Origin of the sequence: Cellulosilyticum ruminicola JCM 14822, assembly GCF_001311925.1 — a bacterium.
GTDB classification, from domain to species: domain Bacteria; phylum Bacillota; class Clostridia; order Lachnospirales; family Cellulosilyticaceae; genus Cellulosilyticum; species Cellulosilyticum ruminicola.
The window spans coordinates 28722-44209 of record NZ_BBCG01000016.1; the positions used below are offsets into that span (position 1 = coordinate 28722).

At 33.8% G+C, this 15488-nt stretch carries 12 protein-coding genes and 1 pseudogene; 1 reads left to right on the top strand and 12 read right to left on the bottom strand.

What is annotated here, in order from left to right; translation table 11 throughout:
* Positions 1–26: 26 nt before the first annotated feature.
* The 12 genes and pseudogenes from JCM14822_RS07590 to carB form a co-directional block, all read right to left on the bottom strand.
* Positions 27–551 carry a hypothetical protein gene (locus tag JCM14822_RS07590; RefSeq protein ID WP_054741135.1) on the bottom strand — a complete coding sequence of 175 codons (525 nt, stop codon included), beginning with the start codon at positions 549–551 and terminating at the stop codon, positions 27–29.
* An 18-nt stretch (positions 552–569) separates the two neighbouring features.
* Complete coding sequence (locus tag JCM14822_RS07595; protein ID WP_054741136.1) at positions 570–2366, bottom strand: hypothetical protein; 1797 nt, start codon at positions 2364–2366, stop codon at positions 570–572.
* Between the two features lie 208 nt (positions 2367–2574).
* Complete coding sequence (gene mog / locus JCM14822_RS07600) at positions 2575–3081, bottom strand: molybdopterin adenylyltransferase (RefSeq protein ID WP_054741138.1); 507 nt, start codon at positions 3079–3081, stop codon at positions 2575–2577.
* A 1-nt stretch (position 3082) separates the two neighbouring features.
* Positions 3083–3511, bottom strand: coding sequence for an MOSC domain-containing protein (locus JCM14822_RS07605; protein ID WP_054741141.1), 429 nt, complete (start codon positions 3509–3511; stop codon positions 3083–3085).
* Between the two features lies 1 nt (position 3512).
* On the bottom strand, positions 3513–4490 hold the full coding sequence (gene moaA, locus JCM14822_RS07610; protein ID WP_054741143.1) for a GTP 3',8-cyclase MoaA: 978 nt from the start codon (positions 4488–4490) through the stop codon (positions 3513–3515).
* A gap of 50 nt (positions 4491–4540) precedes the next feature.
* The gene (locus JCM14822_RS07615; RefSeq protein WP_054741145.1) at positions 4541–5758 is read right to left on the bottom strand and encodes a molybdopterin molybdotransferase MoeA; all 1218 of its coding nucleotides are present in this window, start codon (positions 5756–5758) and stop codon (positions 4541–4543) included.
* Positions 5759–5760: 2 nt separating this feature from the next.
* Positions 5761–6783 carry a molybdopterin-binding protein gene (locus tag JCM14822_RS07620; protein WP_054741147.1) on the bottom strand — a complete coding sequence of 341 codons (1023 nt, stop codon included), beginning with the start codon at positions 6781–6783 and terminating at the stop codon, positions 5761–5763.
* Between the two features lie 506 nt (positions 6784–7289).
* Positions 7290–7562 carry an IS200/IS605 family transposase gene (locus JCM14822_RS07625; RefSeq protein ID WP_054741148.1) on the bottom strand — a complete coding sequence of 91 codons (273 nt, stop codon included), beginning with the start codon at positions 7560–7562 and terminating at the stop codon, positions 7290–7292.
* Positions 7540–7704, bottom strand: coding sequence for a hypothetical protein (locus JCM14822_RS20125; protein WP_157047675.1), 165 nt, complete (start codon positions 7702–7704; stop codon positions 7540–7542). The genes JCM14822_RS07625 and JCM14822_RS20125 overlap by 23 nt, the downstream gene beginning before the upstream one ends.
* A gap of 391 nt (positions 7705–8095) precedes the next feature.
* Positions 8096–8299: a hypothetical protein gene (locus tag JCM14822_RS20130; protein WP_157047676.1), complete on the bottom strand. Its 204-nt coding sequence runs from the start codon at positions 8297–8299 to the stop codon at positions 8096–8098.
* Between the two features lie 736 nt (positions 8300–9035).
* Positions 9036–10442 (bottom strand): amidophosphoribosyltransferase, encoded by a 1407-nt coding sequence (locus tag JCM14822_RS07640; RefSeq protein ID WP_054741155.1) that lies wholly within the window; start codon positions 10440–10442, stop codon positions 9036–9038.
* Between the two features lie 303 nt (positions 10443–10745).
* Positions 10746–13959: pseudogene (carB, locus tag JCM14822_RS24485) on the bottom strand (carbamoyl-phosphate synthase large subunit).
* A 479-nt stretch (positions 13960–14438) separates the two neighbouring features.
* Here carB and JCM14822_RS07650 point away from each other — a divergent pair.
* A complete protein-coding gene (locus JCM14822_RS07650) occupies positions 14439–15437 on the top strand; it encodes a right-handed parallel beta-helix repeat-containing protein (protein WP_054741157.1) in 999 nt (332 codons plus the stop codon).
* Positions 15438–15488: the final 51 nt, after the last annotated feature.

Here is a 15488-nt window from a genome sequence, read left to right on the forward strand (position 1 = left end):
CTCATATTCCTGGCTATATTCATCTGCTAAAATACTAAAATTTGTTCGCCCAATAATTTAAATACCAGTGTTTCACTGGTATTATTTTTATAAACTAGAGGCCTAAGATCAACGAAATAGTTAAAATAAATACTGCCATCTTTATTTAAGTTCATGCAATTAGGTTTTAAAAGTAGTGACAGCCATCTTCCATCGATTTCTAATGTCTGACATAACCCTACTAACTTCTTACATAATAATTTTTTCTTTTTAAAAGTATCAATATATAAGTCCATATAAGTTTGCATTAATTGTTCTTTTTGGTAAGTAAAAAGTAAATTCAATGTTCCTTCATATATGAAATGCCCTTTATAGTCTCTATTATTTTTAAAAAGTCCACCCTGCATTACTTCAGCAAGAATCCTTTTTTGAAGATGCATTTGACTTACACAAATACATGTGTAAAGTACTCTGTCTAAGCTACGTTTATCACTACATATATAAACTGTATTCACTTCGTTCTCTAATACAACACGCCGTATCTCCAAAGTATAATCAGCAGTATAAATCATCGCTTCTCCCCCTTAAATTTAAACTTCCTTATTTAAGGCTTTCTTACTGGCATCTACTACAACAAAGGCTTGAGCTGTCATTTTATTATCAGATAAAGTTTGTATTTGAATAGTATAAACACCTTCCTGAGCCGGCGCTGTATAAACACCCATATTAGTGATTGTACCACCACCTTCTTCAAATACTTCATACTGACAAGGAACTGCTTCCATATTAAAGAATATTGCACTAAAACTTACTGTTTCATGAGGTGCAATGACTACTGTATCAGGATTTGCAATCATCATGCGTCCTTCTAAATTCTTTTGCACAGCTTGTCCATTTTTTTCAGGTAGCTTAAAAGCATACCATCTTACACGCATTGCTGATAATTTTATAGTTTCCTCCAATTTTATCGCAATTTCAAAGGTTCCTTTCTCCTTAAAAATTCTAATACCATGTTTAAATTTAACGATCTTTTCATTTATATGATTAAATAAAGAGGCATCCCCTAGAATAATTTCGCTACTATCTGCTTCTTCTTTAATATATTCCACACCTATTTCAATATAAGCTGTTCCAGGTCCTAAACCATGCATAATTTCATCTGAGATAATTGTTTCCTTCACATGACTATTTGATCCCACTGGAATTTCCACTATGCCTGTTGAAAAGTAATCTTGACTATTAAAAGAATCACCTAAACTATTTAAAGCAGCATCATAAGTCTCCTGTTTATAGTTTTCTGCTGGCACCGTTTCCTGTTCTTTATAATATTCTTCAATCTGCTGATTAATCATACATTGTCTCGCATGATATACATACTGTTTAAACGGCCTTGTATCAATCTGTTCAATAGTCCATTTATTAAGCCCATGTACAAGCTTAATCTTAGCCAAATAGATTTCTGACCCTTCTGTTTTAAGCATATCTAAAGATTGATTATAATAAACTTCATTGCACCATTCCCATATTGGTGTGCTTTTTACAATAAGATTAAATCTTACACTTTCTTCTAATACATGACGATGCATGCCATGGCTTGTCAAATTGAAACTCTCTTTATTAATGTAAAACTGTAAATTATTATCTAAACATTTCTCTGGCTTTAATACATACTCTTTTACAACTTTTTCACCTGTTTTAAGTTTACAGCCTTCAAATACCACGTCTACTTGCCTTTTTCCGCCCCCTTCTCTAAATCCTTGTAATTGTAAACTATAACTTATATTATATTCTTTTTGTAATCCCGCTAACTTCTCTAATACTACCTTCACCTTCAAAGGTTGATGATTACTTGCATAACGTGGTGTGTATTGTTTAATCTGCATTTCTTCATCTGCATACAGTATTTTTTCTTCAATGTATCTTTCTAATAAACTTAAAGGTTTATGTATTTTTCCTTCTTCTATTAAGAAGATTTTATATTTCTCTTTGATTTTATTATGAATCGTATGCTGACTGCTTTCTGCCTCACTCATTGGAGCATAAATTTTTTCCGTACCTTCTTCGTCATATTTAATACCTAAATAAACCTCTTCCCCTTGTATTTCATCGATACCTTCAAAAGTTACAAGTTTTTTTATAAGAGGTTCATCTACTAATATTTCTCTTCCACTCTCATCTATAGCAAGTCCTGTTTCTATAACAATAGATTCGTTATCCGGTGTATAGACATTTAAACCACATACAATTCCACATCCACCTAATAATCTATTGATTAATCGCCTCTTATTGTTTAAATATATTTGCTCATCTTCAAAATCTTTTGCTGTAAGGAGCTTCCCGTAATAATAATGATTTCTTTCAAAAGGATAATATTTTTCATTTAACATCTTATTTCCCTTTCATGATATTTAATTTTTAAAAATTTCTCTTATTACACTAATATTCTACATATTATATCTTTTATTAAATATTATCATTTAAACCTTAGATTGTCATTATTATTTGCCATTTATTATTAATATTTTTAATAATAAAGCACACAAAACTCCCCCTACTCTAAGCTTAAAGTAGAGGGAGTTTTGTAAAATATTTTTATTAATTATTTCTTGGATCTGGCATTGCACATTCTGATGCACTACCTATTAAAATTTCAATACCATGTTGTAAGCTTCCCATAATGCCTTCTAAGTTCTCACGAACTGCTTTAGGGCTGCCTGGTAAATTAATAATAAGCGTATCCTTTCGAATACCTGCTGCTGCCCGACTTAACATAGTGCGTGGCGTAATTTGTAAACTATAATAACGCATGGCTTCCGGAATACCTGGAACCCTTTTTTCTACAATATCTAAAGTTGCTTCTGGTGTGCAGTCTCTTTTTGCAAATCCTGTTCCGCCTGTAGTTAAAATAAGGTCTACACGCTTTTCATCACACCAAGTTTTCATTGTTTGGGAAAGCTGATCTCTTTCATCCGGTAAAATGATATAATCCACAACTTTAAAATCTTGAGCTTCTACCATCTCTTTGATTACTGGACCACTTTTGTCTTCTCTTTCACCTCTTGAGCCCTTATCACTTACTGTAATAATTCCAACTCTAATCATTTTATTTTATCTCCATTTCATCGCCCACTTTAATCGTGCCACCTTTAAGGACACGGGCAAATACACCCTCTCTTGGCATAATACAATCACCTACTTGGTGATAAATTTCGCAATGTGTATGACATTTTTTTCCGATTTGTGTCATTTCAAGCTCCACATCATTACACTTGAAAATTGTACCTACTGGCATATTTTTAAAATCAACTCCTTCTACGATAACATTTTCACCAAAAGCACCTGGATGTACATTACCGCCTCTTGCTTTGAATTCTTCAATTTTTTCATTGGAAATCAAACTTACTTGACGATGCCATTTACCTGCATGGGCATCATTTTCAATCCCGAAATTCTCAATGAATTTTGCCTCTTCAACTTTTACTTTTTGTGTCCCACGTTTTTCACTAATACATATTGCTACTACTTTACCCATCTTAGCCTCCAATTTGTGCCATAATCTTGTCTTCTATATTGTTAATTCCTAAGTCGTTAAAATGATGATGTACTGGCTTTTTTGCCGTAGCTTCTGCGATCACCTGTGTTAACTTATCTTGTGTTATACCAGCTCTTAAAAGGCGTTTTAAATCTACACCTTCTTTAGAATGTAAACAAAGTTTCAAAAAGCCATCTGCCGTTAAGCGAATACGATTACATTCTTCGCAGAAACATTCACTTACTGCGCTGATAAATCCAATCTTTCCTTTAAAAGCCTCTATTTCATAGTATTTAGCTGGGCCATTACCCATTTTACCGCTATATGGCTTTAATAATCCAAATTCTTCTTCAAGTTTAAACTTAATCTTTTCTTTTGACATTGATTCAAGCTTATGTCCCATACCAATTGGCATAAGTTCAATAAATCGCACACTTACCTTCCCAAATTTTGCTAGTCTGCCTAAATCACAGAGTTCATCGTCATTAAAATATTTTGCAACTAAACAATTTATTTTGAGACTTTTAAGAGGATAAGTCATAGCTTTATGAATACCTGCTAATACTTTATCAAGTCCATCTATACGTGTAATTTCTTTAAAACGATCATTTCTTAAAGTATCTAAACTCACATTAATGCGGTCTACACCAGCATTTACTAAGTCTTCAATTTTATCGGCTAATAAAAAGCCATTTGTCGTTAAAGTCACTTCATCAATTCCAGGAATCTCTTTAATCTGTTTGATTAAAACTGGTAAATCCTTTCTTACAAGCGGTTCGCCGCCTGTGATTTTAATCTTTTGAATGCCTAATGCGGCGCCACTACGACATATTTTAAGAATCTCTTCAAAAGTAAGACGTTCTTCATTTGCAATGCAAGAAACACCCTCTTCTGGCATACAATAAGTACATCTAAAGTTACACTGATCTGTAACAGATATTCTTAAATAGTTAATTTGTCTGTTTTGTTTATCTATCATATACTGCTCCTCAAACGTACCCTATGACGCTTACTTTCATCTTATATACATTACATACAATCACGTAATAAAATAACTTTTACCTTATCATCTATTTTAAGACTTTCTGTGCCTGCTGGAATATCAATTAAACAGTTACATAAGCTCATGGTATATAATGCCCCCGATGCATGATTTTGATGATTTAAATAAACTTTCCCGTCTTCATACATGGCGCGGATAAAGCGTCTTTTCTTACTCATCTTCTTAAACTCACTTACCATTTGGCCGGTTACATGTTTATTCAAAATTTCTTTATCTCCTAGAAGCACGCTGCAAACTGGTCTTACTAAGAGTTCAAAGTTCACAAGTGCTGCAAATGGATTACCTGATAGGCTAATCATAAGTTTATCATAAATGATACTGCCAAGTACAGGTGTTCCTGGCTGAATGGCTAAACGCCAAAATAGCCTCTCACCATCTAAAAGCTTAATCACATCATGCATAATGTCTTTCTTTCCTACAGAAACACCACCTGTTGTGACAATAAGATCTGCTTCATTAATATAAGCTTTGATTGCTTCAGCTACCGCCTCTGCTGTATCCCCAACATGTTTTTGCCATAAAATTTCCATGCCTAAAGTCTTGCCTAAAATGCTCATCATCATACCATTGCTATTATAAATTTTACCTGGTAATAAGCTGCTGCCAGCTTCAACTAATTCATCCCCTGTACAAATTAAAAGCATCTTTGGTTTCATAGCCACTTTAACTTTTTGAATGCCCATACTACTTAAGATACCTAGTGTAATGGCATTTAATTTTTCACCTTTTTGAAGCAGCATAGTACCTTCTTTAATATCTTCACCTGTGAAACAATAGTTATCAAAAGCTTTAAGTGCTTTATAAATGGCTACTGCTTCCTCACCATAATCTGTGTCTTCTTGTCTTAAAACACAATCACACCCTTTAGGAATAGGCGCGCCAGTCATAATGCGAACAGCTTCACCTACTCCCACCATGCCCTCAAAATAATCCCCAGCGCATACTTCACCAATTACCTTAAGCTGAACTGGTGTTTCCTTACTAGCACCTTCACTACTTTTAGCCGCAAAAGCATAACCATCTAAAGGTGAACGGTCAAAAGGCGGATTGTTAATCGGGGCATAAATATCTTCTCCTAATATACATCCATTAGCTTCTTGAAGTAATTTTTCTTCGTATTTAGGTATATACTTTATTTTTTCAAGGAGTAATGCCTGCGCCTCTTCTAGGCTTAAATTCATCATACTTATTCTCCTTTTCCAAAACTGCAATGTGGATAAGTACAAGGTTTACATCCTGTACATAAGCCACCATGTCCTAATTTCACTAAATCTCTCTTTGTAAGTTTCTCACCTATCATTGTTCTTGGCAGCACCAAATCAAATACTGTGGCCCCAGCATACATCACGCACCCTGGTAGTCCCATAATCGGAATATCGCCTTTATAAGCAAGCAGGAACATAGCTCCTGGAAGAACTGGTGCCCCATAAGAAATGATTTCTGCCCCTGTAGCTTTAATCGCACCCGGTGTCACATCATCAGGATCTACACTCATGCCTCCTGTACAAACAATCATATCTGCACCTTGCGCTAAAAAGTTTTCAATAGCTGCTGTAACCATCTCTTCCTTATCATCTACAATTTCTTGCCCCAAAATTTCCGCCCCAAAAGGTGCAAGTTTCTGACGAATCACTGGCCCAAAAGCATCTTTAATACGCCCTTTATAAACTTCACTTCCAGTTGTCACAATCCCAACTTTCTTATGAATATAAGGTACTAATTGTAACAAAGGCTGCTCTCCAGCTGCGGCTTTAACTTCCTCCATTGTTTCCTTTTCAATCACTAAAGGAATAACACGCGTACCCGCTAATTTCTCACCCTTTTTAACCTGTGAATTATTATGTCTTGTGGCAATCATAACACGATCAATACTATTAATATCCATCAAACGTTCTACATCCACCTTAAAGACACCATCACACTGAGCTACAGCTTCAATCTTACCCTCTTTCACTTCCAAAGGTGCAATATTTTCATTATGACAAATACCATATAAAATTTCTGCCGCCTCATTTTCATGCAGCATATTGTCATCTTTTTCCCAAATATATAAATGCTCTTTGCCAATAGAAAGCAGTACAGGAATGTCTTCTTCTCTTACGACATGCCCCTTCTTAAAAGCTACACCCTTTTTAACATCTTTTATAATCTGTGTAATATCGTGACAAAGTATATGTCCCACGGCATCTTCAGTACGAATTTGTTTCATGCTCTAAAGCCTCCTTCTCAGCCTGCCATTATTTTTGCAATTAATTTTATTATATGCATCCCATTCAAATGTATTTATCCATTTGAAATTATATCAATCACACTATATATATAACCTAAATTTCATGCTTAGGCTATAGGATTGTTAAAAAATCTACTATCCTTAGTATATGCAATCTAACTATTTTTTTCTGTAATATATATCACACTTTATCTCTAATTCGTGATATATATCTCGAGTAACACAAAGTTGAAAAACTGGGGGCGTGTTGGGGTAGCGCGCTCCTTCCGTAATTTATGAGCGCTCGGTTTATCGCGCTAGGCTAAGCTCGATAATCAATGTAGCAGGCGGAAACTCACTCCATTCGCTCAAACACCTGCCTTAAAAACGCATTGATTATCTTCACTAAAGCTATCATCAAATTACTCCACATGTAGATTAGTAGTGACGCTACTCCCGCTTCTCTTTGAACACTCTATCTAGTAGAAAAAGAGAAATGAGAACCTCTACTTGCCACCCTTAAAAGGGTCTGTATATTCTTTTAGACTTATTTGATCTGTTATCATATCTTCATGCAATTGATTTTTTATATATCTTTCTATTGCTTGCTTATTTCTACCAACCGTACTTACATAATATCCTCTACACAAAAAATGTCTATTTCCGTATTTATACTTTAGACTACTAAACTTTTCAAATATCATTAGACTACTTTTTCCTATTTCTCTTTTTTGTTTTCCATATATTTCTTGCCTTCTAAATTTTGATGCAAACACTATGTGATATTTGCATACTTACGCCTCTCCCCTGATTCTTAAGTATGTTTTGATCTACACTATCATAAAGTGGCATTGTAAGTAATGCTCCTAGAAGTTTCCCATAAAGAATTGCTTCTACATATTTAGTTTTACCTACATGCATTTTATCTAAGGAAAGAGTGCTTTTTAGAACCTTAAAAAGAAGTTCTATTTACCATAAGACATTGCTTTTACAAATGTCTCAGGTAGAAGTTTAGAATGACATTTCATAAAACCAGTTGATTTTGCAACTTTTTCTATAAAAGACGGTATAAAAAGTTTAAAAAGTCATCTAAAATAATAAATTTGTTCTGCTAATTTATTAATAATCTTCTCGTCTGACTTTGCTAAATCAATTTTAATTTTATCATTTAAACACCTTGTATATTGCTCTGTTCTCTCCACATTTTCACTAATCCATGCCTTTATTATTGCAATATTTATACCTCTTGTTAAAACTAATTTTAAAGACTCTCTTTCGCTTAATGTATTGACATATTTCTTTAGAATTTCTTTTAACTCCTTATGATTGATAGAATCGCTTCAATATAATTACCTAACTGTATTTGCTCTAATAATTTATAGTTTTGTACACGATTAAAAAAGTACTCCAAAACCTGATAATAACTTAAATATTTCATTCTTACATCCTCAGTGGCTACACCGTTATCAAAATACATTAATGGCTCTGATTCATATTGCTTTTCTTGTATATCCAATTATATCCTTTGCTAACTTCTTTATCCCTTAGTTGCTTATCTAATTTTACTACTTTGAAATTTAAACCTAAATCTACAAAACACTTTAATAGTACTTCTTTAACTTTATGTTCTATTTCTTTTATTGATAAATGATAAATATCCATTAATTGTATGGATATCACTTCTTCATGGCATAGTATGTATTACTGCCCCATTTTCCTCAAAAATAAAATACTCATATAAAACTGACCAAATCACTTTTCATTCCTATACAACCAACTATTTTATCTCCATTATATAAATTTATCGCCCCAATATCTAAATAGTCAAAACCACGTATTATTTTCTTTTTTGTTTCAATATCACTAGGTACTATTAAGCATTCATAATAATTTGCAATCCTAATAGCGTTGTTCCCAACCTTAAAAAAAACATTATAAAATATCTGTAGTAATTTGATGCTATTCTTAGCGAAGAGAATGAAAGAAGTTTTTGCTCTAACCTTCTTTTCTCTTCCACTTAAAAGTTTTCTAAATAGCAAGAGGGAGTCATGTGGAACACCAGTCTACCTCTGTAGTAATTTGATGATATTCTTAGAGAAGATAATCAAAGAGGTTTTAGGTGTATTGTCTGAGCGAAATGTAATGAAGCGAGTTCACACCGTTTCTTTGATTATCGAACTTAGAATATCACAAATTACGGAAGGTGTAGCTGGGGTCACACATGACTCCCGACAGCTATTTAGCAAACACTTTTATTTCTTTCCATTCCAGCAGTAAGTACAAAGTTTACAAGGTTTAATACCTACTGATTCAATCATATCATCTAAGCGATGGTATCTTAATGAAGTAAACTTAAGTTGTTTACAGATTTCATCGTTCATTTCTTTGTAGTTTTGACTATCTGGGTCTGTGTAGTCGCCTACTCTTTCATCGGCTTTGTCGCCTTCGCGTTCTAGGATGATACGTCTTGTAATAAGGTCTAAATCTGAATTAGAACGTGAGAAGTTTAAGTATGGACAGCCATATAATAATGGTGGACAGGCTGGTCTAATATGCACTTCTTTTGCGCCGCTTTCATATAAGAATTCTGTTGTTTCGCGAAGCTGTGTACCACGTACGATAGAGTCATCAATTAATAATAAGCTCTTATCTCTAATTAATGGATCAACTGGGATGAGTTTCATGTGTGCTACTAAGTTACGTTGACTTTGATTAGTAGGCATAAATGAACGTGACCAAGTTGGTGTATATTTAATAAATGGTCTTGCAAAAGGAATACCAGAAGCATTAGCATACCCTACAGCATGTGCTATTCCCGAATCTGGTACACCTGCTACTAAATCAGGTTTGACATTATCTCTTCTTGCAAGCATTTCACCGCATTTGTAACGCATTGTTTCTACGTTAACCCCTTCATATGTAGATGTTGGATAACCATAGTAAATCCATAAGAAAGTACAAATTTTCATTTCTTCACGAGGTGCACTTACTTTTTCCATCCCTTCTGGCGTAACAAATACGATTTCTGATGGCCCAAGTTCATAGTAATCTTTGTATCCTAAATTCATATACGCAAAGTTTTCAAATGAAACACAATAGCCCTCATCTTCTTTTTTACCAATCATAACAGGTGTACGTCCATAACGATCCCTTGCACCATATAAACCTTTAGATGTCATAATGAGCATGGTCATTGAACCATCTACAACCTCTTGTACATATTGAATTCCTTCTACTAAACTATCTTTTTGATTAATAAGTGCTGCTACAAGTTCAGTCGCATTAATGCTACCACCACTCATTTCTAAAAAATGTGTGCTACCTTTGCGATAGGCTTCTTGTACAAGCTCATCAATATTATTAATCTTACCAACAGTTGTAATCGCAAAACTTCCTAAATGTGATTGTACAAGTAATGGCTGTGGTTCATAGTCTGAAATACAACCAATTCCTAAATTTCCTTTTAACACTTCTACATCACGTTCAAATTTTGTACGGAATGGTGCATTTTCGATGTTGTGAATAGATCTATTAAATCCATTCTCTCCATATACAGCCATACCACCTCTTCTTGTTCCTAAATGTGAATGATAATCTGTTCCAAAAAATAAATCTACTACACAATCCTTTTTTGATGCTACGCCAAAAAATCCACCCATGTTCTTATCTCCTTATTCTAGAAATTAATTGTTAAGATTTATGTACTTCTTCTTTCTTTATCCCCATCCTTTACCTAACTATTATATCAAAGCCTTCATTTATATAACAATATATTCAAAAAAAATTATAATAATACCTCAAATCGTTCTTTTTGCACAATCTATTTATATTTTAATCATAAATGATTAAATTTTTTTAACCTATTTACTAAGTCACAAAAAATTGGCTACCAGTGAATACACAAAAATATACTAGTAGCCAATCTTTTATTTTATACTTCTTGTATATTACTTAATGCCCATTTACTCGATTTCACTATGGAATTCTTGAAGTGATTTGATTTTTTTACCTTTACCAGCTTTAACGGCTCTAATTCCTTCGATAGTTGCTTTAGCGCCTGCCATTGTTGTCACATAGAATACACGTTCACGAATAGCCGCTTTACGAATATAACTATCGTCTCCAGCACCTTTATTATCATCTGGTGTATTAATGACAATATCTACTTCATTATTTGTAATAGCATCTAAAATATTTGGACGACCTTGTTGTAATTTATCGATTTTATTTGCTTTAATGCCATTTTCATTTAAGAGTTTAGCTGTACCACCTGTGGCAATAATCTTAAATCCACAGTCTGCAAATCCTTTTGCAACTTCTACAACTTCATTTTTGTCTCTGTCATTAACACTAATAAGTACAGTTCCTTCAAGGGCAATCTTAGTTTGAGTTGCTTCTTGTGCTTTATAATAAGCTTCTCCGAAGTTATCTGAAATACCGAGTACTTCACCTGTTGAACGCATTTCAGGTCCTAAGATAGGGTCTACTTCTTGGAACATATTGAATGGGAATACCGCTTCTTTTACACCGTGATGTCTGAACTTCTTATCTTTTAATGTTGGTACTGGTGATGGACGTTTTGTAATCTCACTTGTTACAATATCTGTTGCATATTTTACCATCTTGATATTACATACTTTAGATACAAGTGGTACAGTACGTGAAGCACGAGGATTCGCTTCGAGTACATAAACTTTATCATCTTCGATAGCATATTGCATATTCATAAGACCACGTACATTCATTTCTTTTGCAATTTTCTTAGTATAGTCTTTGATAATCGCTACATTTTTCTCTGAGATATTAAGAGATGGTAAGATACATGCAGAGTCTCCTGAGTGGATACCTGCAAGTTCAATATGCTCCATAACAGCTGGTACAAATACATTTTCGCCATCACTAATTGCATCTGCTTCACATTCTGTAGCGTTGTGTAAAAATCTATCAATTAAGATTGGTCTATCTGGTGTTACACCTACAGCAGCTTTCATGTAAACTTCAAGGCTAGCTGGTTCATGAACAACTTCCATTCCACGTCCACCAAGTACATAAGATGGTCTAACCATTACTGGATAACCGATTTTTCAGCAATTGCTAAAGCTTCTTCTACATTAACAGCCATTCCAGACTCTGGCATAGGAATGTCTAATTTTTCCATCATAGCTCTGAATAAATCACGATCTTCGGCAAAGTCGATTGTTTCAGGTGATGTTCCTAAAATATTGACCCCTGCTTTCTTAAGATCAGCAGCTAAATTAAGCGGTGTTTGACCACCAAATTGTGCAATGACACCAAGTGGTTTTTCTTTTTCATGGATACTTAATACTTCTTCAAGTGTAAGTGGTTCGAAGTAAAGTTTGTCAGATGTATCGTAGTCTGTGCTTACTGTTTCTGGGTTACAGTTAATCATAATTGTTTCAAAGCCTAATTCTTTTAAAGCTTTTGCTGCATGTACACAGCAGTAGTCAAATTCGATTCCTTGACCGATACGATTAGGGCCACTACCTAAAATCATAATTTTAGGTTTCTCTGTGTTTACTTTAGAAGTATCATTTGCAATATTGTAGCTAGAATAGTAATAAGCTGCATCTGGTGTACCACTTACGTGTACGCTTCCCATGCTTCTTTAATATCATAGCTTAAACGTTTTTCTCTTACATCAGCTTCATTTACTTCTAAGATTTTTGCTAAGTAACGGTCTGAGAAACCATCTTGTTTTGCTTTTAAGAGCATTTCTTTAGCTGGTACTGCACCTTTTTGAGAAATAAGTACATTTTCTTCTTCTACGAGCTCTTTCATTTGTTTAATGAAATAAGGTTTGATTTTAGTAAGTTCAAAGAGCTCTTCTACTGTTGCACCCTTTCTTAAAGCTTCATACATAATGAATTGTCTTTCACTTGTTGGTACATGAAGCATATGTAGTAATTCTTCTTTTGTTTTACTATTGAAATCTTTTGCAAAACCCAGTCCATAGCGACCATTTTCAAGACTACGAATTGCCTTTTGGAAAGCTTCTTTGTATGTTTTACCAATACTCATAACTTCCCCTACTGCACGCATTTGTGTACCTAATTTATCTTCAGCATTTTTGAATTTTTCAAATGCCCAACGTGCGAATTTGATAACTACATAATCTCCGTCTGGTACATACTTATCAAGTGTGCCATATTTACCACATGGAATATCTTTAAGTGTTAAGCCTGTAGCAAGCATTGCTGAAACTAAAGCAATTGGAAAACCTGTTGCTTTAGATGCAAGCGCTGATGAACGAGAGGTTCTTGGATTAATTTCAATAACAACGACGCGTCCTGTTTCAGTATTTCTTGCAAATTGTACGTTTGTACCACCGATTACTTCAATTGCATCTACAATTTTATACGCTTTATGTTGTAAATCTTTTTGCACTTCTTCGCTAATTGTAAGCATAGGTGCTGAGCAGAATGAATCTCCTGTATGTACACCAAGTGGGTCAATATTTTCAATGAAGCATACTGTAATCATATTTCCTGCTTTATCACGTACAACTTCAAGTTCAAGTTCTTCCCAACCTAAAATAGATTCTTCAACTAATACTTGCCCTACTAAACTAGCTTGAAGTCCTCTTTCACAGACAATACGTAATTCTTCTTTATTATAAACAAGACCACCGCCTGCACCTCCCATTGTATAAGCTGGACGAAGTACAACTGGATACCCTAATCTATCTGCGATTGTTAACGCTTCTTCTACACTATAAGCTACTTTACTTTTTGCCATTTCAATGCCAAGTTTATTCATCATATGTTTAAACTCGACACGGTCCTCACCACGTTCAATGGCATCTACTTGTACCCCAATAACTTCTACATTATATTTCTTTAAGATTCCTAATTTATCAAGTTCAGAACATAAGTTAAGACCTGATTGACCACCTAAGTTAGGAAGTAAACAATCAGGGCATTCCTTAGCAATGATTTCTTCAAGACGATTTGCATTAAGTGGTTCAATATAAGTTACATCAGCAGTTTCTGGGTCTGTCATAATAGTTGCTGGGTTTGAATTTACTAATACGATTTCATATCCTAATTTACGAAGTGCCTTACATGCTTGTGTACCTGAATAGTCAAATTCACAGGCTTGCCCAATGATAATAGGTCCTGAGCCAATGATTAATACTTTCTTCTTTTTACTCTCCATGCCTTCATCCTCCAAAATTTTGTTAATTTAGCTTTTATGCGCATTATTTAGTTATAATAATTCACATTATAGCATATTATTCTAAATTAAATATATACTATTTCAACTTTATTATAATTATCTTTTTTATATACCTCTCTATCAATTTATTATGTAACGCAACCACTTAGACCTATTATAAATTTTATTGTTAAATACGGTTTTTATTATTAATTCTTTTTATTGTAAATTTTCAACAAATATAATGATCTTTTATTCTTTTATTAGTTATTTTAATAGTATTTTTAAACAATTATTTATTTTTTAACATAAATTCTTGTGTTTTTGAACAATTTTTATATGTCTATTTATGAATTATTGGTATTTCTTTCTAATTACTTTTTAATTATGATATATACATGAACAAATTATTTTTCTTAAGTAACTTAAAGTTTTTCAATAGTTTTACAACTAACTTAATTTTATAGGAGGAATTTTTTATGGCTACTAATTTAAAAAAGGTTTTTTCTAGTGTTTTAGGTACTACTGTTGTATGTTCATTATTACTCGCACCAGTTGCAACTTTCGGTGCTACTACTATTACTGTTAAAAATGGTGGCACAAGTTTACAATCAGCGCTTTCAAAAGCTACAGCTGGTACAACAATTCTTATCGATGGGACTGTTAAGTCTGGCGCCGTTAAAGTACCAGCGGGTGTTACAATCCATGGTATTAACAATGGTACAATCGACTTTTCTCAAACTTCAGGTAGCAGCGGACGCGGGCTCACAATCGCTACAAATGGTTCTACAGTGCAATACTTAAAAATCATCAATGCTTCTGACAATGGTATCTATATTACAGGTTCTAATAATACTTTCCGTAATGTAGAAACTGCTTACAATCATGATGCAGGTATTCAAGTATCAGAAGGTGGTGCTTATAATAAATTCTATAACTGTAATTCACATCATAATTCGGATGCAACAGGTGAAAATGCTGATGGATTTGCAGTTAAACTTCATTCAGGTGTAGGAAACTACTTTGAATCTTGTAAATCTGAATATAACTCTGATGACGGTTGGGATTTATATGCAGCTCATGGCGCAGTAGAATTCAAAAACTGTCAAGCTAACTACAATGGTCTTTGCAATGGCATCAAAGGAGATGGTAATGGCTTCAAACTTGGTGGTGTAGATAACAAAACTCCAGGTCAAGCTGCTCATCTTGATCCACTTAAACACAAACTCACAGGATGTAGTGCAAAAGGTAACTACAAATCTGGATTTGACCGCAACAACCAAAGTGGGGTTGTTACAATGATTGGCTGCACAGCTGATAGCAACAAAGACAAAAACTTCAACTGGCCTTTAAAAGGTAAACCATCTGCTTTAGGTTATGAAGTAACATTTGGTAAAGCTATTATCCAAAACTGTACTTCTATCAACGGCAAAAATAATATTACAGGTGCAACTGTAACAGGTTCTACTGGATTTTAAGCTTTAATTATTTTTCCATAAAAAGTTATACGTAATTCCAAACATAAAACA

Excerpts from the sequence above, each read along its gene's own strand:
- JCM14822_RS07650 (WP_054741157.1), top strand. The coding sequence starts at position 14,439 with ATGGCTACTAATTTAAAAAAGGTTTTTTCTAGTGTTTTAGGTACTACT.
- JCM14822_RS07640 (WP_054741155.1), bottom strand. The coding sequence starts at position 10,442 with ATGGGTGGATTTTTTGGCGTAGCATCAAAAAAGGATTGTGTAGTAGAT.
- JCM14822_RS07615 (WP_054741145.1), bottom strand. The coding sequence starts at position 5,758 with ATGATGAATTTAAGCCTAGAAGAGGCGCAGGCATTACTCCTTGAAAAA.
- JCM14822_RS07605 (WP_054741141.1), bottom strand. The coding sequence starts at position 3,511 with ATGGGTAAAGTAGTAGCAATATGTATTAGTGAAAAACGTGGGACACAA.
- moaA (WP_054741143.1), bottom strand. The coding sequence starts at position 4,490 with ATGATAGATAAACAAAACAGACAAATTAACTATTTAAGAATATCTGTT.
- JCM14822_RS07595 (WP_054741136.1), bottom strand. The coding sequence starts at position 2,366 with ATGTTAAATGAAAAATATTATCCTTTTGAAAGAAATCATTATTATTAC.
- JCM14822_RS20125 (WP_157047675.1), bottom strand. The coding sequence starts at position 7,704 with ATGCATGTAGGTAAAACTAAATATGTAGAAGCAATTCTTTATGGGAAA.
- mog (WP_054741138.1), bottom strand. The coding sequence starts at position 3,081 with ATGATTAGAGTTGGAATTATTACAGTAAGTGATAAGGGCTCAAGAGGT.
- JCM14822_RS07620 (WP_054741147.1), bottom strand. The coding sequence starts at position 6,783 with ATGAAACAAATTCGTACTGAAGATGCCGTGGGACATATACTTTGTCAC.
- JCM14822_RS07590 (WP_054741135.1), bottom strand. The coding sequence starts at position 551 with ATGATTTATACTGCTGATTATACTTTGGAGATACGGCGTGTTGTATTA.